Below are 26,476 nucleotides of genomic sequence, written 5' to 3' on the forward strand. Positions count from 1 at the left end.
GATATGCCAAAGGACGATATGGTCATGAAGAACCATACCGTCCGTTTTTTTCCCTCAGCCATGATGCTATTCAATGGGACTTGAGCTCTGCTTGTTGTTCGTGTACCGATTGTTTTCTTATAAAGTATGAATCCAGCTTCCGACTGACCAACAAGGACAGCACGATAAAGGCAAGGACACCGAACAATTTAAAAGGTTCCGCAATAAAATCGGACAGGTTGGCACCGATGTAAGAAACACAGAACACCATAATGCCCTTGCCCAAGGTTACAGCCATCAGATAGGACATCAGGTTCATTCTAGCTAGCCCGGCGGCTACGTTGACCGCTACAAACGGCCCCACGGGGAGTATGCCAAGCAGGAAAACGTAACTGAAACCGTTGCGCTGAATCCAGCGCATACCACGCTGAACTTTAGGTTTATTCGCCCAGCGTTCGATCAGTGCTGTACCGGATATTTTGCGCACGATGAGAAAGGTCGTTAAGCATCCTGCCACCATGCCGATCCAAGAGTAAAGAAACCCGGCCCACAGCCCATACACCGCCGCATTCACACCAACAATCACGATCGTGGGCATCGGTGGAATGAAGGATTTCAGAAAAGTCAGAAGGATGCCCGGCAGAGGGCCTAATGCTCTAAATTGTTCTAATAACCATTCCAGATTGCTCTCTGTAAAGTAAGACATGATGTCCAAGTAGCCAATCAATGACTTCACCCATTTCTGCTAAGTATTGCCGACTAGCTGACCTGAAGCACCTGATTCAGCTGAGCCAGATGGTGGTTGTCGTGCCAGATGAAATCCCGCATAAATTGCGCTACCTCAAAGGGATGCCCGTCCCCGTCCGTGTACCGGAGCTCATATGACGTTTCAGGCAGGGCTTCGATCGCCCGAATCAGCTTCTCCCTTGCGGTTATCGTCTGGTCCACCAGCGCTTCTGTTGATAACGTCTTGGCATATTGCCTTGACTGTTCATTGAAAGCATCATAATCCATATGCCGGACAGTCAATGCATCCCCTGTAGAAATTTTGGCAATGGCTTCATTGTAAAAATACTCATCCCAGCGCATGATATGGCACACCACATCACGTACGGCCCATTTCCCCTCTGCAATCGGGGTGCTCCAGTATCCCTCTTCCTGTTCCGCGAATTCTTTCACTTTGCCGATCCATGCGGAATACTCATTCAGCAGTTGCTGTTTGTCACTCATATCCATTCTCCTTGTCCATATAAGATTTAATATAGGCGTCCAGTCGATCCTCCGGCCAGTGATACATCTTGAGCAGTTCCTCATAAGGATCGCCTGTGATATGTAACAGCTTCGCAAAGGCAGGCTCCGTCTTGTAACCCGACCTCTTCAGCTCGATGATGCCTTGTCTTGCAGTTTCACCGAGTCGCTTCAAGAGCTTGTATTCCACAATCATATGACGGTAACCATTCTGCTTCGTCGAAGGTATTGGCTGTGCAAAAATCTCGAATTCCCACCCCTTATACTGAAAACGCGCTACCGTTCGATCCACGTTGTTGACCGTACGGGATGAGCATGTGAAATTCGAAACAAGTTCACTATAATGCGTCGTGAGCTCTCGCTCAAAACGGGCAAAATCCGTCACATGGCATATGATATCGAGATCGCTTGAAGCGATGTCAATCCCAATAGGGATCGTACCCACCAATATCGGGTTGCAGGGTTTCAAATGATCCCATAGTCTAAGCTCGTCTATAACCATGGCTGCTTGCTTCTGTTTAGCAGAGCCTAGTTGTAAGTACTCCAAATTAAGAAAATCCATATGTTCTTGCATGTCTGCCACCACCTGCATTACTGCTCTGAACTTTCAGGCTAGCGCTCGGTCCACGTCGTCCGAACATAACCCAGCTTCATGCCAATCGATTCCATATTACGATGGCTCTGCGATAAGAAGGCACATTGGGAGGCAATTAGATCGCATCCTGCAAGCTTCGCCTCCTGTATTCTCCTACGAAGCAGCTCCTGCTGCAAGCCCTGTCTACGATGCTCCGGGAGTGTTGCCGCAAATGTTAGTGACGCTGTCGATTGATTTACATACATGACGCCAGCTGCAGCCGGTTCATCTTTGACATAAGCGATATAGAAGCTCCATCCCGGGCGTGAATACAATACACGATTATTCGCGGCTACAGATGGAATTCCTTGATCAGGCAATCCTGTTCCATGACAATGAACTTTAGCATAATCCTCAAATTCATCTTTGTCTATTGTTCTGATCACAATTCCATTACCTTGCACCCCCTTCATCTCTTGCGGGTTCATATACATGGAATTATGAAAAGCAGATTGATAGAATCCGCGATCGGCAAGCGCAGTTAGGACTTCCTGATTCACCAGGCCGGGTACGATCTCAAACTGGAATTTGCGGTCCCTCGATCGATAAAAGTCGATGATATCGTCCAAGTTATTCAGATCCTCTGAACGCAGTCCTTTCACCGTGTTAAAAGAAAGCCAAGGCATCGTCTTGCTGTACAAGCACAGTACATGGCCGAAGCGCTTCATTTCGACCCCTTCGGGATTTCCGGTCCGACCTTCGATTGCTTTCATTCGATCCAACATATAATCCGTTTCCGAATCCTGAATTCGATGGATAAGTTCCTCAGATGGAAGATGCCGCATATGGCCTCCTATGTATTATGATTAGTAATTGGAAAAATAGAGCCCGAAGATCGCTTACTGATACTTCGGGCTCTTACTTGCTGTGTATGTTTTATTTCGCGCTGTCCGGCAAATCGCAAGATCCGTCGGCACACATGCCGTCGCTGCTGTCGGTGTCATTCACCATCACTAGCGGATTCGCTTCACGATAAGCCTTATCTAGAGCGTCCGTGAACACTTCCAGCGGCTGCGCACCGGACACGGCGTATTTGCCTTCCAACACGAAGAATGGCACTCCCCGAATTCCTAAATTTGTTGCAGCGGATTCATCTGCCCTTACTTCCGATTGGAAATCGTCACTCTCGAGCGCAGCCACTGCCTGATCCCGCTCCAGGCCGACTTCAGCCGCCAGATCAGCCAATCGATTCTTATCACCAAGATTCTCGCCGTCTGTAAAGTGTGCACGGAACAACCGCTCCGTCATTTCTTTCATTTTACCATGCCCGGATGCAAAATGAACCAGGCGGTGAGCATCAAATGAATTGGCCGGGATGACGCGATCCATGTGATAAGTAAGCCCGACGCTTGCCGCTTGCTGGGTCACGTTGCCGTTCGCAGCCTTAGCCTGTTCGATACTCATGCCGTATTTGGATGCCAATATCTCATCCATGGAAACCCCGGTCTTATACGATGCATTGGGATCAAGCTCAAAGCTGCGGTATACCACTTCAACCTGATCTTTATTAGGGAATTGCTCCAGTGCCGATTCGAAACGGCGTTTACCAATATAACAGAACGGACACATAAAATCCGACCATATTTCAACTTTCATTCTTTACGCCTCCTAGCGAGTATGAATACTGACTTACTTATTGTAACCCGCTTTCAGCATGACATCAACACCTCACATGAATACGGCGAGGTCTTACATGGATGTTCCAAGATACCGAGTACAAGCACGCCTGTTATCTAAGCGGGTTCCTGTTCTCCAGTAATCTGGTTAGAATCCAATCACTCACAACCTCAAAGTCTTGATTTCCCTTCAGGGAACTATTCATTACCAGATCCCTCATGCCAGCGGGTAGGCTCAACATATTCATCGTGTCTGTATCTCACAAGCTGTAAATATTCCTGAAGCACACGTTCCTCGTTATGCCCCTTATCGATAAACCAGCGGTTTCTGCGAAGCATTCTTTCATCTGTTGGTGATTCATTTCTTTTTTAGGCTCTGTTATCCTTGATTGTTGATTTCTGGCCAAAAGAAAAACCGCCCTATCAATCATACGGCGGTAAATTCTGAACTAACGTTTTCCGTTATCAATGACTCGCGGTACGGTCTTCCCCCAGTCTGTAACGGCAAAGTGCACTTTATCCCTCATACGCTTGCATCAAAGTTTTTATGTCAATTTTACTCTTCGTTTGGAGCAATGCTTTCATAACTCTTTCTGATTTTTCAGGATCTGGGTCGCTTACCATCTCGGTTAGAGTGGAAGGAATAATTTGCCACGACACGCCATACTTATCTTTTAGCCAACCGCAGTTTTGAGCCTTTTCATCTCCGCCTTCGGAGAGTTTTTCCCAAAAATAGTCCAATTCATCTTGATCTTCACAGTTCACGATAAATGATATTGCCTCTGTGAATTTGAAATACGGACCGCCATTTAAGGCTACGAATTCTTGCCCGTCCAGTTGAAATTCCACAGTCATTACGGTTCCTTCTGGTATCCCGTGATTATCTTTGCCATGGTGAGTGATTCTTCCTATCTTTGAATTTTTAAAAATAGAAGTGTACAACTCTGCCGCCTGTTCGGCTTGTGTATCGAACCACAAGTTTGGCGTGATTTTTTGGATTTTGTTATTCATTATTTTAACCTCCTTAATATTCAAGCGTTTTAGTAGGTTTATACACAATACAAATTAGCATAAAAAATGAGCCATGGTTTCTTTCAAATTGCTATGTTTAAAAAGTTACAGATGTAAAAATTAAGCATATCACAAATAAACTAATCTGCCCGTTAACGGAACGAGGCCACCGATCGTATTCCTGTGGCAGTTGAGAGCTATTTGATGCTAACTCCGCACATTCCACCATGCTCATAGGGATGATCGTCATATTTTTTATAAAAAAAAAGATTGCATTGTAAGCAGATTCATTATCATACGATTCGATACCGAGAAGCGACATGATCCAGGGAACCGTCCCTTGGTTTAAACCAAAATTCCATCCACAAGGGAGTCTTTTTGGGGAAGCCTTCGACTTCGGATATACATCGTTTAGAAAAGACACTCCAGATAGTCGACTTTTAGCCCTTCGATTTTCTTCATCATTTCAATGAGCGGCAATATTACTTTAACGTCCGCGGTGTCGTTAGGCAGAATAATGGAGAACAAGACAATCGGCCCTTTGGGACTTGGACAAACCCGGCGTACTCTCACACAAGGCAGACCGCAATAACGAAAAAAACAGACAGCAAACCGCCGCCTGTCACTTATATTTTTTCCAATCCATCTCGCTGTGTTCCAGTAAATACTCAAAATCATTATCGCGCCGCTTCTGTTCAGCCTTGCGCACAGCTTCCCGTTCCTGCCTTTCCTGCTCAAGCCGCTCAGCTTCATTGGCTTTCAAGGATTCGGTCGTTGCCTTCAACTTCGCCAGAACTTGAGGGTCCAGCATATCCTTTAACGTTGCGGGTTTATCAGCAGCTTCAGTTCGCGGCAATGGGGATGTTCTTTTCTTTTTTGCCATGATGTTCACCTCGATTTCCACATCATTATATCATCTTATGTACGGTCTGGCATCTATATATGTTGGGAATACCACGAAAAAAAAGAGAGCCTATCGGCTCTCCTTCCCATTATGCATACTTTACTTTGAGGGCGATCGATGGGACTTGAACCCACGAATGCCGGAGCCACAATCCGGTGCGTTAACCCCTTCGCCACGACCGCCAAGATAAGAGTATTTCATATTCTCGAGAATACATTTTAGCAGACATCAATCCATTTAGCAAATTGTAATTTTTTACAGGTCATTCTTGATTTCAACGGAAAGAACGTACTATACTTACTTGAACTCCAACATCTGAGAATAGGGCCCTTTTTCGATACAATATGATTTAAGCATAGGAGGTAGGACATCGATGATCTATCATATTGATTATGTCTCAGAGGGATTACATGTCAAGGGGTATCTGGGTCTGCCGCCACAATTGCCCCATTCAAGCACCCATGAGATGTCCGAAGCGGTCGATGCCATACCCGGCGTAACGGTAGTCGGCACGCTTGCATGCTCATTGAATAAGGACACTGTCCCGGAAGGATCCTTCGGGTCAACTGAACCTAAGCTGCCACTGGTCCTGTATTGCCGCGGCGGCATTGGACGGGTTGGGGCGGTAAGGTTAAAATGGGTCGAAGAATTCGCAGCGCAAGGATATGCGGTGTTTGCTCCAGCCTATCGTGGGAATGAAGGCAGCGAGGGCAGGGATGAATTCGGCGGTGCCGATACGATGGACGTGATCTCCGCAATCGAATGGCTATCGCGCATTTCATGGATAGATAACAAACGTATTCATCTGTTAGGCTTTTCCCGCGGGGCGATCAATGCTGCCGTGGCAGCCGCCCTGTCGTCACATGTATCCAAAATGATTCTCTGGAGCGGCGTCTCCGACTTGGCCCAAACCTACGAGGAACGAATCGATCTGCGCAGAATGATGAAACGCATCATTGGCGGTACGCCAACCAAGTTTCCGGAACGATACCTTCTCCGGTCTCCGATCCATTATGCGGACCGAATCCGATGTCCGGTCCTGATTGTCCATGGGACGCGGGACGAGCAGGTCCTGGTGGAACATAGTTACCGGATGCTGGACAAGCTTCAAGAGCAGGGACATCAGCCGGAAGCCCATCTGTACGAAGGTCTTGGGCATCATTTCCCGCCGCAGCAGCATGCAGCGGCGATCAACCGGATGTTCGACTGGTTGAAGAAATAAGTAGAAGTTGAGGAGCGCTCCTAACTTCTACTTATTCTCTCTCCAAGCGCGTGTTGATTGGCATTGCTTCCAACTAGTCGTGCCCAGCAGCCGTCTCAATCCAGTATTTACACGTTCCTTTCGCAATGGAACTTAATTCACCGTGATTCCATTCAATGATGCAACGGGAAGCCAGGTTGGATTCATCACAGGTCAGAAGGACCCTGCTTATGTTTTTGTCATAGGCTTTCTTGACCAACTCCGCCAGCAGCCGCTTGCCATATCCTTTTCCACGCTCCGACGGCCTGATGACATACCCGATATGTCCCCCTAGCTCTAGCAGATTCTCATTCAGTCGGTGTCTCAGCTTACCGTATCCTACAGGCTTGTCGTTATCGTATAACCAATATATCGTCTGAGGAACATACTCATCCGGAAGATCGATGCCTCTCGCCATTTCGTAATTGCGCTGCACCTTAGAGGCGAACTCTTCCATGCCTCCGCTATTTAGACCATTAACGAAGCCATTCCCGCCCTGGCCGATTTCCTGGACCATAAGCAGCAGGCTTTCATCCTCCTTCACCTGCAGCTCCCTTATCACTAATGCCATGCCTATTCCTCCACTTGAAAGATTGAATCTACAATGACAGGCAGCTGATCCCGTAAGGATACGGCTCCGAATACGGATCTGGCGTGAATCCCTTAATCCCCGAATACATCAAGCATCAAGTCCGAGAATCCATTCAATACCTTATGATGCTCCTCATAGTCGGTTGTCGCGTTAACGAAGCCTTGAACCTTGACCACGCGCTTCACTTTATCAAGTGATCCCAGGCCTTCTCTCAATACGGCCAGGACTTCAATTCCGGTCAGGCGAGCATATTCATAGCCCTGTTCTGTTGTGTAATGTTCGCCCAATTTGCCCCTTGGCTGTCCTGAGGGTCCTTTCCCCGAAACATACATCAATCCGTTAACAACGACATAGTTGGCATACTTCGCCGCTGGCGAGCCTGCTTTAGGTAGGTTGATGCCCAGCTCCTTCAGACGTTCCTCCGCACGAACGGTCATATGATCACTCCTACAGGAAAAATATTCAATATAAATTCCAACTATTGTATCACGGAATGACCTTTTTACAAGTAAAAAAAAGACCAACCTCACTCATCGAGGTTGGTCTTGATATGCGACATATCGGATGTTTAGATCCGGAACGAATAATAAGCATACCGTTCCGCATTATGAATGGCCTGCCATACGTCCGTCGTCTCGGCGCCCGGATACCAGTAGGCATAACCGGCAATCTGATATTTGGCGGCCATAAGATGTTTCATGGATAAAGAACGGGACTCCTCGGTCCATATACGATGCTGAATGCCACTGCTGCTATAAGCTGCTTCATACTGTGCCACACTGGCATTCCATGTTAAAGAAGCCTTTTTCAGACGAATACGATGTCCCTGTTCAATCAAACTGATGTCCGACGAGGACACCGATGAAGCGGTTTTCCAATCCCTCGTGTACAGCGGATACGCGATGATGCTCTTCTTAGCCGGAACTTGAGTCAGCAGCTTGCGCAGCGCGGATTCACTCCAAGGGACCGAGGAAACCGAGCCTGCTATTGGCGAACCACCCCAGTGCTGGTCATAACTCATGAGCACCATATAGTCCACCTGAGTGCCAAGCGCTGCGTAGTCGAATGCAGCCGTCCAATCCGTATTCAGATCAGGTGAAACATCGATGGATAATTTAGCTCCTAGCTGCCTCATCTCTATGGATAATTGCGTAATAAAGGCCGTCAGATTCTGACGATCCTGTGGCATGACGTTCTCAAAATCAATATTGATCCCATCCAATCGATACCGGGAGACATTCGCTGTAATACTGTCAACGACAGACTTCCGGGACTGTGCGCTGCTTAAAACTTGATGAGTTCCTTCCGCATTCCCGCGGTTCCCCACCATAGCCCACACCTGCCGGCTGTTGTTATGAGCCCAATTCAACAGCTCCTTGTCGGTATGGTCCGTCACCTTGCCGTTAGCCTCCATATAATACCAGCGTGGTACCAGAACATTCAATCCGGCCCGTTTGGCATAGGAGATGTATTGATTCGTAGTACCGTTATACAACCAGCCCATATGAACATTTGCAGGAGTCTGGAGGTTCATCTGGGACAGCACATTTCCCGACTGCAGGACCCGATCCAGCAGCATAGCCGTTTCCTCACGGGTGATTGCGTCCTGCGGCCTGAACTGTCCCTTACTCCCTTGCAGCCAGCCTGTATCGGTCGCTTTGCCAACCGCATGCCAAGCCCATTCCGCGATGGAAGCAGAATCCGTGTATTGGCCAGCTGTATTTCCGTTCATATATCCATTTTCTTTCATGGCACGAATCACCATCACAGCAGCCTCTTGCCTTGTTATGGAAGCATTCGGGTAGAACCGGTGACCGTTCCCCTCAACAATGGACAAATTAAGTCCCGCGTGAACCCAGCCATAATACCATGCTGATTGGGAAACATCCCGAAACGCGGACAAATCATTCTGAACGGGCTCCATCTTGAGCATTCTGGCAACCATGGCCATGAATTCGGCCCGGGTAACCGGATTTCGCGGCAAAAAAGCTCCTGTGCCATCCCCGCTTACGATACCTCTCTTGGCCAGACGCTGGATCGCGTCTTTGGCAAAGCTTGCCGAGATATCGTGAAAATCGGTCGGGCTAGGAGCTTGAGCCGCTGATGCCTGAAGAAGGTCAAAAAACGATGTAAAGGACAGCAGCAAACAAAGTGACAGGAAATACTTCTTCAAAGGGACGCCTCGATTCTATTCTATCAATCTGATACCATCAGCATATCAGATGATCATAGAATCAGGCATTATTCATTTCTTGGTAATATTCGCTTCCGGTATCGTATTAACAGGATAAAATGACCGCACCGATCCCTTCTACGACAAGAGAATCCCGGGTTAGACGCCTAATATGCTCTTCGCCTAGCAGAATCTTCCACTCGCCCAGCTCAGGTAAAGCCAGAGAGGACTCTTTCCGTGCTGCATAATAGAGCACATAAATATGTTTCTCTGGATCACCGCCCGCATGATCACGAAGCGTGAAAGCAACGGCATGCCCAGGGCACGGTTCAAACCGAAGATGCTTACGAATCGACGCGGCATCCCTCATTCTGAATGCCGGGTGATTCTTGCGAAGCTTAACGAGCAGCTGTATGTATTTCACTCCATCCTGGTGCTCCGATGCCATTCCCCAGTCAAGCCGGTTCACTATGTCACTCGAGTTATAGCTGTTCTCCACACCGTTCTTGGAACGGTAATACTCTTGGCCGGCATGCAGGAAAGGGATGCCTTGACTGGTCAGAATCATGGCGGATGACAGTCGGTGTATGTCCCGACGTATCTTATCATCCTCTCCTTCCGTGGACAGTATAATTTTGTCCCATAAGGTATGGTTATCATGACACTCTACATAATTTACGCACTGATCCGGCTCGGAAGCGAATGACTTGATATCTTTGGAATACGGAATACCACCGACGATGCCTTGCTTCACCTTGTCTTCATATCCATCTCCGCCGCTCACAAAGCCTCTATAATCAAACTGGAAGATGTCCCCTTTGACCGCATCGCGGAATCCGTCGTTAAAATGAGCGATGCGCGGCATCACGGGTGCCTGCTGCTGATTCGCTCGCTTCTTCTCATCCAGCTCGGTATTCATAACCCAACCTTCACCGATCGTGATGATACTCGGATCAATTTCGTCCAGGCGCGCCCGGATTTCATTCATCGTCTCCACATCCAGCAAACCCATGAGATCAAAGCGAAAACCGTCGATCCGGTACTCCTTCACCCAATGCAGGACGGATTCCACAATGAATTTCCGCATCATCGGACGCTCGGATGCCGTGTCGTTTCCACACCCGGATCCGTTGGAGAATTTGCCGTCCTTCGTATAACGCAGATAATATCCGGGGACCAGCTTCGTGAAATTGATCAGATACCCGTCATATACATGGTTATACACCACATCCATGATGACCCGAAGGCCATGATCGTGGAATGTCTGAATCAACTGCTTCAATTCACGAATCCGAACCTCAGGCACATACGGATCCGTAGCATACGAGCCTTCGGGAGCATTGTAGTTCTTCGGGTCGTATCCCCAATTGTACTGCGGCTCATGAAGCCTGGTTTCGTCCACGCTTTCCGTTGCAAAATCATAGATCGGGAGCAGCTCCACATGCGTGGCCCCAAGCTCGACAATATGATCAAGCCCTGTTCGAATCCCTCCCGGACCTCGGGTGCCTGTCTCCGCCAGGCCTGCAAACTTGCCTTTATGCTTCACTCCGCTGCCTTGATGAATGGTGTAATCACGAACATGCAGTTCATAGATTACGGCATCCAGAGGACTATGAAATGGCGGTTTGTCTTCTGTCCAGTGCTCTGGATCGGTCGAGGCCATGTCCAAGATGTAAGCACGATCGCCATTGACGCCTACGGCAGCAGCGTAAGGGTCGACAGCTTCGTTCCATTGATCCCCGATAAGGACCTGGTAGGTGTAGAACATCCCTTGAAGATTTTCTCCTACTTTCAGCAGCCAAGCTCCCTTCACATCACGCGTCATCGCGATTCGCCGGGCTTCTACTGCATGCCAATCCGGATAGAGCATAACGTATGCCTCACTAGCCGTCGGTGCCCACAGGCGAAAGGTGGACTCTTGAGCTTGGTAGGTTAGCCCCAGGTCCGTTCCATCATAATAAAAAAGCTTGTCAAATTCCTTATCAAAGACGGAGACTCCCCCGGTGACCGCGGGATCTCCGTAGTGAATAACAGCATTGCTTTCTTTTTGTACCGACAAGATGTTCACTCCTCATGTATGCTTCCTATCCAATTGCAGCCGTTCAACTTCTTCTTCCGTAATGGTACGAGTACCATATCGGGCTTCCTCGTAAAGCTCGATCAAGGATTGTGGAATACGATCCTTCCTTCCGTCCCATTCCTTAAGATCGCTTTCGGTTTCCCGCGGTGTTAGCGATGCTTTCCAATGATAACCTTCCCTGATACTTCGGGAAAGTATCATCCGATACATTTGGCGAATTTTCTCATTCAGGTGCTCTGATCCTTCTCCCGCCCGAAACTTTCCGCCGATACGCATACCGGACAACAGCCGTTTTAGTCGTTTGGATGCCGGGTCATGTTCAATATTCTCCACTTCATCCTCATAACCTAGTGAGGGCTGAACGTTCTGTCCGTTCATCATCCTATTCATCCATGCAGAGAATCTTCGGTACAGCTTAGGCAGTACTTTGCCAAACCTGAACAGAACATACAAAATCCCGATCCCAATAAAGGTGAACACGCCATAGATCAGCACTTGCTCCAGTACTTTCATCCATGGGCTCGGCGGCTTGGTTTCTTCATCGAGGAATGGGATTTCAGGCGGTGGCTCCGACATCGAAGGCGGCTCCGGGGCCTGCTCCGCTCCGGAGCCGAACCATCCGGAGATCCATGCAGCGATCCCCCGCGCCATATCAGAGACCCATTGCTGCAGCTGCGGAAGAAAAGCGACTACCGCGACCAGAAGCAGCAATACGATGATAAACCAGCGATTGTAGCGCAGAACACGCCGTTCCAATACGGGCTGATCATTGCCTGAGAGTGTCTCATCCAACACCAACTGCCTATTGACGATCAGCAGGGTCAATCCTAACGCCGCTGCCCCCATCCAAGTCAGAGATGATATGCCACCCTGGAATGAATCCATGAAACTTAACATAAAACTGCTGACCCCGTACAAAATCAAACCTATTAAGAAATATGTCCCCGGAAACATCAAATTCCAGCTTACCTGCTCCATTCGGCTTCCGCGATAACTGGCAATAAATATCAGAGGGATGAAATAAGCAAGGGTCAAATCAACGCCTATGAATGCGATGGATACCGTAATAGAAACCAGGCTAGCCCATAAGGTTGCCTTAAACTGACGATCCAGCTTGAACAATCGCGCACCTGTATAGCCAAGTAAGTACCCGCCAAATACTAGAATAGGCCATACCCAGCGATACGATTCAGGCAGCAGATAGAACGCCGGAATAAAGAGAACCGGAAAATAGAGCACACATTCCACGAATCCCTGCAAGAAAGCCTTTATAAACCCAGTGCCTCGAGAGGTCATGCAGACACCTCCTTTGCAGGAGACGGCACATCATCGAGAGGAAATACCTGAATCGTGTGCCCATGGTCCCGAAATCGCTGAAACATCTCTTCCAGCCTGGGGCTGACGTAAGTGCTCAGAATGAGGATATCTCTCGCCTCTTCATGCCGGGACAGTTCATGGACCAAATAATCATGAAAAGAAGCCTTTCGCGTCAGCTCCAGTCTCGCCAGCATTTCGAAGATCAGCTGCTGCTGCGTCATGCCGCCTGCAACGGGGACGAATGCTTCATCGGTTGAATCCTCGCCAAGCGTTCCGTTCGTCCCCATTCCGATCTCCATGCCCTGCGACAATAAGTGAGCTGTAATGCCAGCCGCCAGGCGGATGCCATACTCGATCGGCTCTGGCCGCGTCGCTTTGCTCCACATCTGCTCATGATCCTCTATATTCAGATAGATCAAGAGTCGGCTGTCAGCTGTGGTATCCCGTCTGTGGACCTGTAGGGTGCCCGTCCGAGCGGTCGCTTTCCATTGAATATCCTTCAGCGGATCGCCGTCGCGATATTCGCGCACGCCCGATATCAGGAAAGGATCCTCCAAGATCCATCTTCGGACCAGCATTTCGCCCATCCAAGTCTGGACCGGGAGGGCCATGTCCGACACATCCATCGGCATCGGATACACGATAATGCCACCGGACAACGTCTTACTCTCCACAATCGACTCCATTCCGACCAGATCCCCCGTCGTCATTGATACTGTGCCCAGCTTATACAGGCCTCTGCGCTTAGCGGTAATCCGATGTCTGCGAAGGATCTTGGTCCAAGGCAGAAGACTGAAGAAGCTCTTGTGATTCTGATTGAATTGCCCCTCACTGATATCCAGGTTCAATTGATTATCAAATGCCAGACCCGAGCGGAATTGGGATTCCACCCTTAACCAGGGTATAGGCAACGCTTTGCGGTTCTCAATGATTTCGATCAATTCCACGGAATCTCCCTCATAGCAAGTCGACACCTTGAAGGAGCGGCTGTAGTTCAACCTTTTCAAGGCCATCCGTTTGAAAAGCTTGCCCTGCACGACGACGACCACAGCAGCGATGAACAATATCCAGTAGGCTCCCATAGCTATTCGCCCCCTACGACGATATGCCTTCTTCAGTCGGTACGGAAACCTGCTGCAGCAACCGTTCGATCACTTCTTCCGCCGGAGCAGCACCGCCGCGGCTGTGGAGCGTCCCGCGAAGCTTCAACCGATGCGCCCATGTCGGGACAGCCAAATCCTTCACATCATCAGGGGTAACAAACTCCCTGCCCTTCAGGATAGCTTGTACCTGCACAGCCTTCAATAAGGCTTGGCAGCCCCTTGGGCTTACCCCGGAGGCAACCGCTTCATCCCGTCTCGATTGCTCCGAAAGCGCAACGATATAGGATAACATCTCATCGCTGACATGTACTTTACTGACAATATGTCTGGCTTGTACAATCCGCTCAGATGTTGCAATTGCCATTAGTGACTCCAAGGGTTGATCCTCTTTAAATCGCTTCAGAATATTCACGCTCTCCTCCGAAGTAGGGTATCCCATATTCAGTTTGAACAGAAAGCGGTCCAGCTGTGCCTCCGGCAGCGGAAACGTTCCTTGCTGTTCTAGCGGATTCTGCGTCGCGATGACCAGAAACGGTTCTTCCAACTGATGGGTTACCCCGTCAATGCTGATCTGGCGTTCCTCCATGCACTCCAATAGACTGGACTGCGTACGGGGTGTCGCCCGGTTAATTTCATCGGCTAGAAGGATATTCGTGAACAAAGGACCCGGACGGAATTCAAACGTCGTGGATTGTTGATTATAGAAGTAAATGCCGCTCAGATCCGACGGCAGTAAATCCGGCGTAAACTGCACCCTCTTAAACGTGCAATCAATCGATTTCGAGATGGATTTAGCCAGCAATGTCTTGCCTGTGCCCGGCACGTCTTCCAGCAGAACATGACCTGAAGTAACCATGGCAATAAACAGTCTGTCAATCAGCTGCTCTTTACCTACCATAACTTTGGAAACGTTTGCTCGAATGTCATCGGCAAGACGGCGAACGCCATGATAATCTATAGTAATAGTAACCACTCCTTATGTAGTTTAACTTTACAACAAAGTTCGTCATGACATCCCATAATTCCTGTTATTCGGGACAAAATAAGACCGGTTGCATAATATACCGGCTTCTCCTTCTGTTACCATGAAAATATATCCCGATCCCCTGTGCTTCCGATACGCTAAGAAGCTGTCCAAGGACAGCTTCCGAGAATGCACCCTATTGACGTATGAAGTGATATTTTTAAGATCTGATTATTCTGCCGTCCTTTCTTCATGGGAAGCTGAATCCGTCCCGCTCTCAGGGATCAATAGTTTAGTCAGCTCCGCCTCAGCCTGCTCGCGACTATCGATCCGGATATCGATATAATGCTTAACCTCAGGCGGTCGGGTATAAAACGGCTCCAGAGAGGCATTCCATAGCTTATAGTCCGGATGCCCACGGAAGCCGATCAGGTGATCCTTAATGCCGCTCCAGCGGACGAGGAATATATATTCATCCCGGTTCTCCACGCACTTGTTAAGCTCATGGCTTACATATCCCTTTTTCGATAACAGAACGCCGGAAGCTTCACGAAAAGCACTTTCAAACTCGCTTGCCAGCCCTGGCTTGATATAAAGTATCGCTGATTCCAGTATCATATCGCATCCCCCTCTTCGATATCCTTCCGTTCAACGGTAAACCGTAACGCTTGTATATGGCAGCGTCATACTAGGAAAACAAGTAGGTGCAGTCAAGTATATGCTGATATAATGAGAAGCATGAATATACTTATAAGGATGAGACAAACATGGCATTCGGCATCTCGAGACAGGAACTGCAGCAATGGAAGCAGAAGGTCGCACAAGGAGACATCGCTTTTTTGACCCATTATTGGTATGACAAGCGGTTTCCGGAGTTCCATACCGTAACCAAAGTAGGCTGCTCGAACATCCAGCGCCTTGAGGACTGGTGTGTATCCAACGGACTTAATCCGGAATATATCCATTATCGCCTACCTTACCCGCACTTTGATCTGATCGGTCCCAAGCAAACCGAATTACTGCAAAAGTATAGGCTCGAAGAGCATATCACCCGATTCGGTCTGTAAATGCCTATCGGCGTACTTTTTTAGGACGGACCACATATAGCGGAACTAACCCGCCTCAATCCACGGCCATGCTCGCTACATGCCGTGCCTGATCAGGCGGGTTTTTTAGAATGTTTATCGACTGAATCGTAACGTGGTTTTCTAATGATTCGGGTCTATTTCTATAACATCAAGTAATATCCCCGCCAGTCATCTTCTTTAATGTCTTGTTAATCCAGATCGCAGCCGTCGCGCCTTCCCCCATCGCCACGGTGGTTAATTCGGAATGGACGCCCAGATCACCAGCGGCCCAGAGCAACTCGACACTCGTCATTTTGGATCTTGGATCGGTCTTGACATGACGATTATGCTCCAGCTCTGCCCCCAACTGCTCGGCCAATTCGGAATAGATCATATTCCCGCCAAAAGATATGAACCCCCGCTCTGCGGACACAATGCTCCCATCCTCCAGCACAACGGCCGATAGGATGCCGCCCTCCTCACGAATTTCCGACACCTTTTTCTCTATATACGGAATCCCGAGCTCCGCCAATTGGGACATATGCTCGGAAGAAGCTGGCTCCCCCTCATGATTGATGTAGATGATATCCTTGGTCCGCTCCGATAGCAGCACGGCCATACTGGCACCGGGATCCCCCGATCCCATCACGACGGTCTTTCGATCCTGAATTTCATAACCATCGCAATCAGGGCATACAAAAACGGATGTGCCCAGCGTGGGCATCAGGCCTGGCAGCTTGGGAAAGCGGTCCATCACGCCTGTTGCGAGCAGCAAGGTTTTGGCCCTGTACTGAACTCCATCTTTACCGATTAACACAAAATATTGAGCTTCATCACGCCCCGCCTTCCGGATATCATCGGCAGCAAACGTTACGCCAACAGATTCCGCCTGCTGACGTCCGCGTCGCCTGAGCTCTTCACCAGGGACCCCATCCGGCCATCCGAGGATGTTGCGGTAGCTCTTGCATATGGTGGACCGCCCCGTTCCCCGGTCGATCACCAGGACATCGTAGGCAGAATACCGCCCCAGCTGTATAGCCGCCTGCAGACCTGCAATTCCGCCGCCGATGATAATGCAATCTTTCACTTCGGTATCCGACATGTAGCTTTATCCACTCATTTCTATATCGAATTAAGAACTGGAACTCCTTGAATCAAAATCTCCTTCAAGAAAAAGGTACACCCTAAATATTTAACCAATCGGCCGTGATTTACTCCTGAAAAGTCAAATAGACCCCGGCACAAAGCGCCGAGGTCTAAATCAATGAATCACAGGAGTAGCTGTCCGGCTAATGTACCGGTAATCACAACCAGCCACGGAGGGCTCTTCCAGAACATCAGCATCCCGAACAGACCCGCGCCGATCACAAATTCAAGCGGGCTATGGATGGAGGATGTCCATATCGGATGATACAAAGCGGCCAGCAAAATCCCGACCACTGCCGCATTCATGCCTGTCAGCATGCCTTGCAGTTTAGGGTTTCTGCGGATGCTGTTCCAGAACGGCATTGCCCCTACGATGAGCAGAAATCCAGGCAAAAAGATAGCGAGTACAGCAATGATACCTCCAGGAATCCCCTGAATCAAGACTCCGAGGTAAGCGGCAAAAGTAAACAATGGACCGGGTACAGCTTGTGTTGCTCCGTAACCCGTCAGGAAATCCTCTTTGGACATCCATCCGTTCAACACCGTCTCACTCTCCAACAACGGGAGAACGACGTGGCCTCCGCCGAATACAAGCGATCCAGCTCGGTAGAAGCTGTCCACAATGGCTACCCAGCCATTATCGGTCAGCCCTTTAAGGAGTGGCAGACCCACTAATAACACAACAAACATGCCCAAGCAAAAGAGTCCGGCTCTCCGTCCGATCGGCATCTTGATCTCGGGTGCAGCCTCCTCGTTTGCTTGACGCTTGAACAACCACAGTCCCGATATGCCGGCCAGCGCGATGACCGTCACTTGAGAAACGGGACTCTGCCACAGCAGAACAACTGCCATGGCTATTAACGCTATGGCCGACCGTACGGGACCTGAGGCCAGCTTTCCTGCCATCCCAAGTACCGCTTGCGCTACGATGGCCACTGCGACAATTTTCAGCCCTTGAATCCAGCCTGCCGAGCCGGGATCGAAAGTTTGCATCAAATAGGCGAAGATCATGAGCATAAGCACGGATGGCAGCGTGAAGCCGAGCCAGGCGACGATACCGCCCCATAATCCCGCTCGCATCATCCCAACACCAATACCTACTTGGCTGCTAGCCGGTCCGGGAAGAAATTGGGCCAGGGCCACGAGATCCGCATAACTTTTTTCGTCCAGCCATTGTTTGCGCCGCACATAAGTCTGGTGGAAGTATCCAAGATGTGCGATCGGTCCGCCAAATGAAGTAAGCCCCAGTTGTAAAGCAGTCCACCAGGTTTCGCCGAGAGCACGCCACCTGCCAGACGGTTGTCTATTGGCAACTTGAGCTTGTACTTGTTCTTTCTCTGTCTTTGGATTCAAGATACCATCACTCCCCATACGCTTGATTAAATGAAATGAAACTGTTAACTCGTGCATCTCAAGGTATACAGAACATTATCAAATTTCAGATTATAACAAATACCTATTATCAATCTACCCATTTATGTAAACGCTATGTAAAAACTCTATAGGATCTTGAATGCTTCGATCTGAAGAATGTCTCGTTCGAAATTAACGAATGAGCCAAAGTTCGGTGATCAACCGAGCTTTGGCTCATTTTTGTTACGATGCTTCGTTACAATCCAAAAAAAGCATCCTTTTTGATATTTTGTTTCGAAATGTTTTGGTTTTGCAGAAAATTGGATATAGACTCGACCATAGACTTCGGACCTGCAATAAAGTATTTGCCTTGGTCCTTATGTCGAGTGATAAACTTAACTATCTCCTGCTCTAATTCATCCCGTGAACCCAGATAAGTTATATGGACCAAAGCAAGCTCAGCCATGGCATCAAGCTCATCTTGGAAGAGATATGATTTTTTGCTGTCCAAATAAAGTAAGTGAATGGGTTTTCCTGCTTGTTTTCCTGACGAAGTCATTTCTTTTAAGATCGAACGGAAGGGCGTGATTCCTATTCCGGCGGCTACAAGGAGCGAAGGGTTTTCTTGATCCAGATGAAAAGACCCTACCGGACCGCCCATTTTGATTTTCATTCCTGGCTGCAATTCCAGCATTGCTTTCTTGAACTCGCTGGGGTTACCGTTAATGCGCGTCGTTATTTTGACAACGTTCTCCGTTGGAGCAGAAGCTATACTGAAAGGTTTTGTCGGATTTTTTATTTTTTTATTCGTAATGCTGAACAAACCATATTGTCCCGCCGTCCACGTCAAATCCTTATCTTTTTTAAATGTAAACGTGTAAACATCTTCAGTCTCTCGGCTGCTTTCGATCAAGATCAATTCTCGCTTTCGGAATACGGAGATCATATCTTTAAAAAAACTCATTTCCTCTCCCCCTTCACGTCAAGTATCTGCCCGTAATGGATTGCTCTACTTGGATGATTCCCGATGGAATTCCTTCGAATACCACCTGTCCACCCTTGCTTCCTCCGTCCGGACCCATATCTATGATCCAATCCGCTTGACTGATCACATCCAGATTGTGCTCGATGACGATCACCGTATTGCCGGCATCCACGAGTCGGTTCATGATCGCAAGCAGGTGGCCGATATCCGACATGTGCAAACCTGTCGTCGGTTCGTCCATCACGTAGATGCTGCCTTTCTTATGAAGCTCGCTTGCCAGCTTAATGCGTTGGCATTCCCCGCCCGACAGCGTGCTCAGCGGCTGTCCGAGCGTAATATAATTCAGCCCCACGTCACTCATCGCCTGGAGCTTGCGCAAAACCTCTTTGAGCTCAAAGAACTCCAAGGCCTGCTCCACCGTCATCTCCAGCACTTCGGCTATCGTCTTCCTGTTCAGCTTGTACTCCAGCACCTCTTCCTTAAACCGCTTCCCTCCGCATACATCGCAAGGAAGCTTTACGCTTTCGAGGAATGATAGATCTGTATACACAACACCCAGACCTTGGCAGTTCTCGCATGCCCCCTTGGAGTTGAAGCTGAACAAGCCTGGACTTACCTTATTCACGGAAGCAAATGCTTTGCGAACATCATCCATAATTCCCGTATAGGTCGCGGGATTCGAGCGTGTCGATACGCCTAGGGCGGATTGATCGATCACGATTGCATCAGAATGCCGAGTGAGAAATACTTCGTTGATCAGCGTGCTTTTGCCGGAACCAGCGACACCAGTCACGACAGTGAGCACGCCGGTCGGAATATCGACGCTTACGTTCCGCAAGTTGTACAATGAAGCATCCTGAATGGGGAGTTTGCCAGAAGGCTGCCTAACGTTCTCCTTCAAGCTGAGCGGTCGCTTCATGTGATTGCCTGTCAAGGTGCCCGACTCCAGCAGACCCAGATAGCTTCCTTCAAAGACGATAGTACCGCCGCGGCTGCCAGCGTGAGGTCCGACATCAACGATATAGTCCGCGATCTTGATTACGTCCGGATCATGCTCGACGACAATCACGGTATTGCCTTTGTCGCGCAGCTTCACGAGCAATTCGTTCAAACGGTGCACATCGCGCGGATGCAAACCCACGCTGGGCTCATCAAAGATGTAAGTCACATCCACCAGACTGCCGCTTAGGTGCTTCACCATCTTGACGCGCTGCGATTCGCCGCCGGATAATGTATCAGTCTCACGGTCCAAGGTCAAATAGTCGAGTCCGATATCTACCAGATGCTGCAACCGCTCACTCAACGACTTAACTACCGGTGCGGCGATCGCATCGTCCATCTCCCGAATAACGCGAATCAGCTGTCCGACCTCCATGGAGGACAGCTCCGCAATGTTATATCCATTGATTCTGCAACTTAGGACAGCCTGGTTGAGTCTCGCACCGCGACAACTTGAGCAGGGACCCTCGGAAATATAAGGTGTAACCGCCTTTTGCGTACGCTCGGACTTCGTCTTCAGATCCTGCTTAATGTATTTGTTGGTGAACTTCTCGATGACACCTTCCACTGTAATATTCGTTGCCTTACCGGCGAAATCCATTTGCACTTTCCTGGCCTTGGCATACAAGAGTTGATCCAGTTCTTCATCCGAATAATCACTCAATTTCTTATCGAGATCGAAGTCGCCAGACTGCACGATCATGTTCCACTCCCAGCCGTTAACGTCGTAATTCGGCAGCAAGATAGCCCCTTCATGGAGCGACTTGGACCTGTCCAGCGCCTTGCTCATATCAACGCCTAATTTACGACCGATTCCGTTACATTCGGGACACATGCCTTGTGGATCGTTAAAGGAGAACATGTTCACTCCCCCAACATAGGGTTGACCCACTCGGGAGAAGAGAAGCCGGAGAATGGGTGATATATCGGTAATCGTGCCCATTGTGGAATGAGAACCGCCACCCAGTCGCTTCTGATCCACAATAACCGCCATGCTCAAGTTCTCGATCGCGTCCGTGTCCGGCTGCGGAACGCGTGGCAGGAATGTGCGAACAAACATGCTGAAATTTTCGTTCAGCAAACGCGTCGATTCTGCCGCGATCGTATCGAAGACGATTGAGGATTTACCGGAACCAGATACACCGGTGAAGATCGTGATCTTCCTCTTGGGAATGTGCAAGGATACATTCTTAAGATTGTTCTCTCTCGCACCTGAGAGTACGATATACTCCTGATTCGTTTCGCTCATGTCAGGCCCCCTTCTAGTTCATAATTGATATCTATTTATATATTGCACCAACTAGCTTTCTACAAACGATGCTTCTATTGTTCCAATACCTTTTCAAGCTTGACGACCCACTCTCCCCAGCCATACTTAGCACCTTCGAGTCCATGAACATTTGAGAATCCGGTTTGATCGAGGTGAAGGTTAACAGTTCCGTCCCCTTTATCCTGCAGCGTCAAGGTGACCATATGCCTCTCTTCTCCGGTGGCCCAGCTATATGCCAACTGGTTTGGTTCGTCCACGATAATTACTTCTCCCTCAACAATGCCATCCCACCATTCGGATGACGGATGGCGAAACTGAAAACGATGTCCAACGACGGGTTTGAAATCATTTGCCGCAATCCATTTGGCAAGCTTGCCAGATTCGGTTAACGCGGACCAAAGCTTCTCGATCGATGTCGTGAACTGAAAATCCATAGATAATGCTAAACTCATTCTTCTTCCTCCTCTAATAGCTGATTCAATCGCATCATATTTCCACTCCAGTAATTGCTGTAAAAAGCCACCCAATCTTGTATCTCCCTGAGTGGAGCTGCGTTCAGTCTGAACCGGGTTTCTCTGCCGACCTTACGATCATGCACCAGATCCGCCTCTTTAAGGATGGTCAGATGCTTGGATACCGCGGTCCGGCCCATTTTGAACTGCGAGGTTAATTCATAAAGAGGCAGCTCCTCTGCTTCGGATAATAGATGAATCAGATGTCGCCTCGTTGGATCTGCGATGGCGTCAAACACATCGCGCGACGATTCGGTCTCTCTCACAACACCCTCTCCTATTTGTTATTGTTCCGAGACAGCTTATCACCATCTACGGTCTCTTCGAACATACAAGCGAAAGAACACATGAATAATTGGACACCATTTAGTGACACTTTGATTATATGTCACCATTTGGTGGCATGTCAACTAACCCTTTTTGGATCATCATTTAAGTGATTATGTATGAAAAGAATAATGGGAATTGACCACTGATAGGCACTCATTCTGTTTTTTTGTTAATTATTGGAGACCAGTCTATACAGCAGGGATGGTTGATGAATATGCTCTTTATACCTGGAATTCGACAAGAGGAGTGGATTTCAATGACAATTGGAAAAATGAAGGATCAGAGGGGAATGTTACAGAATCATATCTTGCGTCCACATTTGCCTGAAACTCGCTGGATGACAGGTTCAAGGATCTTACGGATGCTGAAAACTTATTCATCCGTCTTCATAAAGCCCAATCTCGGAAGTGGCGGCAACGGAATCATCCGTGTCAAGAAATTGAGTAGGGGATATGAAGTTCGCTGCGGCCCAAGTCGGAAGATTGTTGGCGTTCACTCTGTCTTAAGAGCAATTGATTCATATCGGAATTCAAAGCGCGGGTATTTGGTGCAGAAAGGCGTGCGAATGGCGGAGTATCAAGGGGAAATCTTCGATATCCGTGTATACCTGCAGAAGCCAGAGGACAAATGGATCATTTCGGGTATGGTCGCCCGTGTAGCTGCGCCCCATAAATTTGTGACCAACTATCGTCAAGGAGGGCATGCAGAACCATTGCAAGAGGTTCTCTTAAAGCTTTTTCAGAATAACCAAACCAAAGTGGACGCCTGTATTCGCAAAATAAAACAACTATCCATTACCATTGCCGAGACGGTTAAGAAATCAACTCATGAATTGGGGGTTGATCTTGCCATAGACAAGAACGGCTACATTTGGATCCTTGAAGCGAATCCACATCCAGGCCATATGTTGTTTACTCAACTCTCCGATAAGACAATGTACAGAACCATTATAGAAAACAAACGACGCAGGGCAAAACAAATTCCATGATTGCAGAAGTTTTTATTACAGATGTGGAACGTTAGAGGGAATCCCCCAACCTCCCAGGAATTGAAGAGCTTCCTGAGCGACTGCAGCGGTGGATTCCGCGCTTCCGCTTTCAGCAAGCCCTATTTACTCACAGGTATTCATCGTTGTCATGATAACCTCTATCGGTAAGCCTCCGGCTTCGCATCTTTCGGTACGGAGAGATAACCTGGTTTCGCTGCACCAAAGCCGAAGATAAACAACACCACAACAATGGCAGACAACACCGCCAGGGGAACCTTCCACCCTCCTGTCGCATCATGCAGGAACCCGATCAGCATCGGACCGACGGCAGCCAATAAATAACCCAGTGACTGAGCCATTCCGGATAACGCGGCAGCTTCTTGAGCCGTTTTGGTACGCAGGGTGAAGAACATCAGGGATAAACTGAAATTCGCCCCGCCTGAAATACCTACCAGCATCACCCATAGCAGATTCAATGAAGTCATGCCGGAAAATAAGCCTGCGTATCCGGTCAGCATGGACAATGCAGAGATCGTCACCAGCATACGCTGATTGGGATTCCGGCCAGCCAGAACAGGAATAATGAAAGAAAACGGCAAGCTGACAAATTGGAGAATCGAGAGCATCCATCCCGCAGCACTATAATCCATGCCTTGGCTTCTCAGAATCTCGGGCAGCCATGAGACGTTCACGTAGAACGTAAACGATTGAAGTCCCATAAATAAAGTAATGTACCAAGCAAGCGGTGACCTCAGCACACTCTGTTGTTTGGTAGAAGTCGAACTGACCTCAGCTGTTTTACCGGAACTGCGGCGCTGGATGATCCACACGATCAGAGCCAAGACGGACAATGAACCCCAAATGAGCAGGGACCCTTGCCAACCAAGCCCTGCTTGGGTAGCCAGCGGAATGCTAATCCCGGATGCGATCGCGGCGAGCAGGTTCATCGAGGCAGAGTACGTGCCCGTCATCAATCCGATATGCCGCGGGAAATCCCGCTTGACCAGACTTGGAAGCAGCACGTTCCCTACAGCAATGGCCATTCCGAGAAATGCGGTACCGATTAGCAGCGTATAAGGAGATGATATCGAGCGAATGCCGATGCCGAATGTCAGCACCACCATACTCAGCAAAAGGGTATTCTCCAGTCCCCATTTTTTGGCCATGGCCGGTGCCATCGGCGATAATAGAGCAAAAGCCAACAGCGGCAGCGTCGTCAGCATGCCCGCCAATGTACTCGAAATTCCTATATCCTCTCGAATGATCCCGATCAGTGGACCGACCGATGTAATCGCCGCTCTCAGGTTAATGGCAATAAGGATGATACCTGCAAAAATCATCCATGTGCGCCCTGCGGAATTTGTGTTTTGATCTATTAATGTTCTTGATGTCATGACATGGACTCCTTACTTTTAAACGATATGTAAAAATAAACTTATCCGAGTTTATCACAAACCCGGGTATTAGGCCATAGCCTCGGGAAGCTATCATGGCAGCTTTTAGGGCTATTGTGTCGCCTATCCAGCGTTGTACATTAGCCTGTAGACGCACATATAGAGCCCTACACAAGTGGGCTCCAAGCATACACGGATAATTTTTGGACATCACGAATGAAATCATTATACCGTTTCTGTGTTTCCTCGGTTGCGTATTGGCGGAACTGCTCGAAGATCCCCATGCACCGCAGCATCCCGTTATCACTTTTGATTCTTATCGAGTACTCGAGGCTGTCCAGGATGTAGGATAACCCCCGATCATACTGTTTAGCATTCAAATAGTATATCCCTAATTCGGCGAGGAGGCGGGTGTATTGATTTAATGTGACGTGCACATTTATGTTGCTGATTTGGTTTTTCTGAGGTTTGTATGTGAGATATATTTTAAAACGTTCAAGTATATAATCCACATTGAGCCGGTGTCGATTTGCTGCGGGTACAATATGACACAGTGCCACAAAAATTTCATCTTCTCTTGATTCGATGTATTTCACATAATCAAGCAAAACGTCATAGTCTCCCGCCAATATGGAATGCAAGTATCGGTTGGCTTCAGCCCATTCATTAAACTGCTTTATGACTCTACATTCATCTTCAGTAGGGTCAATAATCCAATCAGGAGTTTGGTAAAAGTCCGTATAGGACAAAGCTTGTTCATAATCTCCACGTTCACTATAACTATTTTCTCGAGCTAAGTATGAATACAAGATATAAAAAACTAATGGATGATTACCTGGGTACTCAATTTTTTGATTCTGATATCTAGTCATGGCTTTAGATCCCATTTTTACAGCTAAATAATCAACCTTATCCCACTGCCCCAATGAACCGCTGACATTTATTAACTCGATATATGCAGGGAGTTGATACTGTTCGTCCAACCGTTCAATGTATGGTTCAAATAATACAACGGCCTGCCAGTTGGATTCTTGATTGTCACTTAATCTTTGTAAAAAAAGACGGTAGTGACAAAGGGCGAGCCTTTCAGAGTGTTGGAACTTTTCACTTTCAGCAACACATTCATATAAAGCTGCCGCTGCGTTGTATTTTTTTTCGTTATAAAACGATTCTGCCAATTCAAATAACATCGGTGCGTATGTAATATTTTCCATTGCCATTCGTGCAGCTAAATGTAAACAATCCAATTTATCCAACTCTGCACAGCGTTCAAGAAAAGCACCTAGTCGCCTCCAGTCAGGGGTAGCATGAAATATACATTCAAAAATATATTTATCGTAAAAGTGACCTTCCTTAAATCCAATACAGGAGGTGATCTGATCCAGTTGATTCATTGACATTGGACGGTTTCCATTAAGTATACCGCTTAAAGTTCCACTGTTTATTTTTGATATTTTCGCAAACTGATTTATTGTCAAGCCATGTTCTTGCAAATATCTGGCTATTTCTCCACGAATCGTGGCTGTCGTCTCCAAGTAACAACCCCCCAGAAAAATCTATTTACTAGCATT

At 48.2% G+C, this 26,476-nt stretch carries 26 protein-coding genes, 1 tRNA gene and 1 pseudogene; 3 read left to right on the forward strand and 25 right to left on the reverse strand.

Translation table 11 applies throughout. The annotated features are described in order from the left end of the window. Positions 1–70 precede the first annotated feature (70 nt). The 9 genes from ACOZB4_RS09905 to ACOZB4_RS09945 all read right to left on the reverse strand — a co-directional run bounded on the left by ACOZB4_RS09905 (position 71) and on the right by ACOZB4_RS09945 (position 5,574). Positions 71–685, reverse strand: a complete 615-nt coding sequence (locus ACOZB4_RS09905) for a TVP38/TMEM64 family protein (protein WP_379404435.1) — start codon at positions 683–685, stop codon at positions 71–73. A 53-nt stretch (positions 686–738) separates the two neighbouring features. Then, positions 739–1,209, reverse strand: coding sequence for a DinB family protein (locus ACOZB4_RS09910; protein ID WP_379404437.1), 471 nt, complete (start codon positions 1,207–1,209; stop codon positions 739–741). After that, positions 1,202–1,801 (reverse strand): DUF4269 domain-containing protein, encoded by a 600-nt coding sequence (locus ACOZB4_RS09915; RefSeq protein ID WP_339290696.1) that lies wholly within the window; start codon positions 1,799–1,801, stop codon positions 1,202–1,204. Before ACOZB4_RS09915 ends, ACOZB4_RS09910 begins: the two co-directional genes overlap by 8 nt. A 38-nt stretch (positions 1,802–1,839) precedes the next feature. Beyond that, positions 1,840–2,646, reverse strand: a complete 807-nt coding sequence (locus tag ACOZB4_RS09920; protein WP_379404439.1) for a GNAT family N-acetyltransferase — start codon at positions 2,644–2,646, stop codon at positions 1,840–1,842. Between the two features lie 91 nt (positions 2,647–2,737). Further along, positions 2,738–3,457, reverse strand: a complete 720-nt coding sequence (locus ACOZB4_RS09925) for a DsbA family oxidoreductase (RefSeq protein WP_379404441.1) — start codon at positions 3,455–3,457, stop codon at positions 2,738–2,740. Between the two features lie 218 nt (positions 3,458–3,675). Beyond that, positions 3,676–3,816 (reverse strand): hypothetical protein, encoded by a 141-nt coding sequence (locus ACOZB4_RS09930; protein WP_379404443.1) that lies wholly within the window; start codon positions 3,814–3,816, stop codon positions 3,676–3,678. Positions 3,817–3,993: 177 nt separating this feature from the next. After that, complete coding sequence (locus ACOZB4_RS09935) at positions 3,994–4,488, reverse strand: VOC family protein (protein WP_042226070.1); 495 nt, start codon at positions 4,486–4,488, stop codon at positions 3,994–3,996. A gap of 622 nt (positions 4,489–5,110) precedes the next feature. Beyond that, positions 5,111–5,371, reverse strand: coding sequence for a YqkE family protein (locus tag ACOZB4_RS09940; protein WP_076322198.1), 261 nt, complete (start codon positions 5,369–5,371; stop codon positions 5,111–5,113). A gap of 130 nt (positions 5,372–5,501) precedes the next feature. Next, positions 5,502–5,574 (reverse strand) — tRNA-His (locus ACOZB4_RS09945). Positions 5,575–5,765: 191 nt separating this feature from the next. Here ACOZB4_RS09945 and ACOZB4_RS09950 point away from each other — a divergent pair. Next, entirely contained in the window at positions 5,766–6,614 is an 849-nt protein-coding gene (locus tag ACOZB4_RS09950; RefSeq protein ID WP_379404446.1) for an alpha/beta hydrolase family protein, read from the forward strand. Between the two features lie 73 nt (positions 6,615–6,687). Here the strand turns inward: ACOZB4_RS09950 and ACOZB4_RS09955 are convergent, their stop codons facing one another. From ACOZB4_RS09955 to ACOZB4_RS09990, 8 genes and pseudogenes are all read right to left on the reverse strand, one after another. Continuing rightward, entirely contained in the window at positions 6,688–7,203 is a 516-nt protein-coding gene (locus ACOZB4_RS09955) for a GNAT family N-acetyltransferase (protein WP_379404448.1), read from the reverse strand. A gap of 2 nt (positions 7,204–7,205) precedes the next feature. After that, positions 7,206–7,661 (reverse strand): annotated as a pseudogene (locus tag ACOZB4_RS09960) (RidA family protein). A gap of 131 nt (positions 7,662–7,792) precedes the next feature. After that, positions 7,793–9,397, reverse strand: coding sequence for an S-layer homology domain-containing protein (locus ACOZB4_RS09965; RefSeq protein WP_379404450.1), 1,605 nt, complete (start codon positions 9,395–9,397; stop codon positions 7,793–7,795). A 106-nt stretch (positions 9,398–9,503) separates the two neighbouring features. After that, the gene (pulA, locus tag ACOZB4_RS09970) at positions 9,504–11,456 is read right to left on the reverse strand and encodes a type I pullulanase (protein ID WP_379404452.1); all 1,953 of its coding nucleotides are present in this window, start codon (positions 11,454–11,456) and stop codon (positions 9,504–9,506) included. A 12-nt stretch (positions 11,457–11,468) separates the two neighbouring features. After that, a complete protein-coding gene (locus ACOZB4_RS09975) occupies positions 11,469–12,773 on the reverse strand; it encodes a DUF4129 domain-containing protein (RefSeq protein ID WP_379404454.1) in 1,305 nt (434 codons plus the stop codon). Then, positions 12,770–13,876 (reverse strand): DUF58 domain-containing protein, encoded by a 1,107-nt coding sequence (locus ACOZB4_RS09980; RefSeq protein ID WP_379404456.1) that lies wholly within the window; start codon positions 13,874–13,876, stop codon positions 12,770–12,772. Before ACOZB4_RS09980 ends, ACOZB4_RS09975 begins: the two co-directional genes overlap by 4 nt. A 13-nt stretch (positions 13,877–13,889) precedes the next feature. Continuing rightward, entirely contained in the window at positions 13,890–14,870 is a 981-nt protein-coding gene (locus tag ACOZB4_RS09985; protein ID WP_379404458.1) for an AAA family ATPase, read from the reverse strand. Between the two features lie 222 nt (positions 14,871–15,092). Beyond that, the gene (locus ACOZB4_RS09990; protein WP_379404460.1) at positions 15,093–15,479 is read right to left on the reverse strand and encodes an antibiotic biosynthesis monooxygenase family protein; all 387 of its coding nucleotides are present in this window, start codon (positions 15,477–15,479) and stop codon (positions 15,093–15,095) included. 149 nt (positions 15,480–15,628) lie between these two features. Here ACOZB4_RS09990 and ACOZB4_RS09995 point away from each other — a divergent pair, with 149 nt between their 5' ends. Further along, positions 15,629–15,928 carry a hypothetical protein gene (locus tag ACOZB4_RS09995; RefSeq protein ID WP_076322071.1) on the forward strand — a complete coding sequence of 100 codons (300 nt, stop codon included), beginning with the start codon at positions 15,629–15,631 and terminating at the stop codon, positions 15,926–15,928. Positions 15,929–16,097: 169 nt separating this feature from the next. On the opposite strand, the gene ACOZB4_RS10000 is transcribed toward ACOZB4_RS09995, so the two are convergent. The 6 genes from ACOZB4_RS10000 to ACOZB4_RS10025 form a co-directional block, all read right to left on the reverse strand. After that, entirely contained in the window at positions 16,098–17,030 is a 933-nt protein-coding gene (locus tag ACOZB4_RS10000; RefSeq protein WP_379404462.1) for an NAD(P)/FAD-dependent oxidoreductase, read from the reverse strand. Positions 17,031–17,197: 167 nt separating this feature from the next. Further along, positions 17,198–18,427 (reverse strand): chromate transporter, encoded by a 1,230-nt coding sequence (locus tag ACOZB4_RS10005; RefSeq protein ID WP_379404464.1) that lies wholly within the window; start codon positions 18,425–18,427, stop codon positions 17,198–17,200. A gap of 256 nt (positions 18,428–18,683) precedes the next feature. Continuing rightward, positions 18,684–19,391, reverse strand: coding sequence for an FAD-dependent oxidoreductase (locus ACOZB4_RS10010; RefSeq protein ID WP_379404466.1), 708 nt, complete (start codon positions 19,389–19,391; stop codon positions 18,684–18,686). 13 nt (positions 19,392–19,404) lie between these two features. After that, a complete protein-coding gene (locus ACOZB4_RS10015; RefSeq protein WP_379404468.1) occupies positions 19,405–21,660 on the reverse strand; it encodes an ATP-binding cassette domain-containing protein in 2,256 nt (751 codons plus the stop codon). Between the two features lie 74 nt (positions 21,661–21,734). Beyond that, positions 21,735–22,133, reverse strand: a complete 399-nt coding sequence (locus ACOZB4_RS10020; protein ID WP_379404470.1) for an SRPBCC family protein — start codon at positions 22,131–22,133, stop codon at positions 21,735–21,737. Next, positions 22,130–22,459 (reverse strand): ArsR/SmtB family transcription factor, encoded by a 330-nt coding sequence (locus ACOZB4_RS10025; protein ID WP_379404472.1) that lies wholly within the window; start codon positions 22,457–22,459, stop codon positions 22,130–22,132. The genes ACOZB4_RS10020 and ACOZB4_RS10025 overlap by 4 nt, the downstream gene beginning before the upstream one ends. 320 nt (positions 22,460–22,779) lie before the next feature. Between ACOZB4_RS10025 and ACOZB4_RS10030 the strand changes: the two genes are divergently transcribed. Beyond that, positions 22,780–23,511, forward strand: coding sequence for a YheC/YheD family protein (locus tag ACOZB4_RS10030; protein WP_379404474.1), 732 nt, complete (start codon positions 22,780–22,782; stop codon positions 23,509–23,511). A 158-nt stretch (positions 23,512–23,669) separates the two neighbouring features. Here the strand turns inward: ACOZB4_RS10030 and ACOZB4_RS10035 are convergent, their stop codons facing one another. Both ACOZB4_RS10035 and ACOZB4_RS10040 read right to left on the reverse strand, forming a co-directional pair. After that, positions 23,670–24,905, reverse strand: coding sequence for a CynX/NimT family MFS transporter (locus ACOZB4_RS10035; RefSeq protein ID WP_379404476.1), 1,236 nt, complete (start codon positions 24,903–24,905; stop codon positions 23,670–23,672). Between the two features lie 167 nt (positions 24,906–25,072). Next, positions 25,073–26,440: a transcriptional regulator gene (locus ACOZB4_RS10040; protein WP_379404478.1), complete on the reverse strand. Its 1,368-nt coding sequence runs from the start codon at positions 26,438–26,440 to the stop codon at positions 25,073–25,075. Positions 26,441–26,476 lie beyond the last annotated feature (36 nt).

The organism is Paenibacillus sp. NPDC058898 (assembly GCF_049316025.1).
Lineage (GTDB): Bacteria > Bacillota > Bacilli > Paenibacillales > Paenibacillaceae > Paenibacillus_AQ.

Bases quoted from the DNA above. Each gene is read 5' to 3' on its own strand.
- ACOZB4_RS10030 (WP_379404474.1), top strand. From the start codon at position 22,780: ATGACAATTGGAAAAATGAAGGATCAGAGGGGAATGTTACAGAATCAT.
- ACOZB4_RS09940 (WP_076322198.1), bottom strand. From the start codon at position 5,371: ATGGCAAAAAAGAAAAGAACATCCCCATTGCCGCGAACTGAAGCTGCT.
- ACOZB4_RS09980 (WP_379404456.1), bottom strand. From the start codon at position 13,876: ATGGGAGCCTACTGGATATTGTTCATCGCTGCTGTGGTCGTCGTCGTG.
- ACOZB4_RS09950 (WP_379404446.1), top strand. From the start codon at position 5,766: ATGATCTATCATATTGATTATGTCTCAGAGGGATTACATGTCAAGGGG.
- ACOZB4_RS10010 (WP_379404466.1), bottom strand. From the start codon at position 19,391: ATGAGTTTTTTTAAAGATATGATCTCCGTATTCCGAAAGCGAGAATTG.
- ACOZB4_RS09905 (WP_379404435.1), bottom strand. From the start codon at position 685: ATGTCTTACTTTACAGAGAGCAATCTGGAATGGTTATTAGAACAATTT.
- ACOZB4_RS09990 (WP_379404460.1), bottom strand. From the start codon at position 15,479: ATGATACTGGAATCAGCGATACTTTATATCAAGCCAGGGCTGGCAAGC.
- ACOZB4_RS10000 (WP_379404462.1), bottom strand. From the start codon at position 17,030: ATGTCGGATACCGAAGTGAAAGATTGCATTATCATCGGCGGCGGAATT.
- ACOZB4_RS09920 (WP_379404439.1), bottom strand. From the start codon at position 2,646: ATGCGGCATCTTCCATCTGAGGAACTTATCCATCGAATTCAGGATTCG.
- ACOZB4_RS09925 (WP_379404441.1), bottom strand. From the start codon at position 3,457: ATGAAAGTTGAAATATGGTCGGATTTTATGTGTCCGTTCTGTTATATT.
- ACOZB4_RS09975 (WP_379404454.1), bottom strand. From the start codon at position 12,773: ATGACCTCTCGAGGCACTGGGTTTATAAAGGCTTTCTTGCAGGGATTC.
- ACOZB4_RS10015 (WP_379404468.1), bottom strand. From the start codon at position 21,660: ATGAGCGAAACGAATCAGGAGTATATCGTACTCTCAGGTGCGAGAGAG.
- ACOZB4_RS09935 (WP_042226070.1), bottom strand. From the start codon at position 4,488: ATGAATAACAAAATCCAAAAAATCACGCCAAACTTGTGGTTCGATACA.
- ACOZB4_RS09910 (WP_379404437.1), bottom strand. From the start codon at position 1,209: ATGAGTGACAAACAGCAACTGCTGAATGAGTATTCCGCATGGATCGGC.
- ACOZB4_RS09955 (WP_379404448.1), bottom strand. From the start codon at position 7,203: ATGGCATTAGTGATAAGGGAGCTGCAGGTGAAGGAGGATGAAAGCCTG.
- ACOZB4_RS10020 (WP_379404470.1), bottom strand. From the start codon at position 22,133: ATGAGTTTAGCATTATCTATGGATTTTCAGTTCACGACATCGATCGAG.
- ACOZB4_RS09915 (WP_339290696.1), bottom strand. From the start codon at position 1,801: ATGCAAGAACATATGGATTTTCTTAATTTGGAGTACTTACAACTAGGC.
- ACOZB4_RS09930 (WP_379404443.1), bottom strand. From the start codon at position 3,816: ATGCTTCGCAGAAACCGCTGGTTTATCGATAAGGGGCATAACGAGGAA.
- ACOZB4_RS10035 (WP_379404476.1), bottom strand. From the start codon at position 24,905: ATGACATCAAGAACATTAATAGATCAAAACACAAATTCCGCAGGGCGC.
- ACOZB4_RS09995 (WP_076322071.1), top strand. From the start codon at position 15,629: ATGGCATTCGGCATCTCGAGACAGGAACTGCAGCAATGGAAGCAGAAG.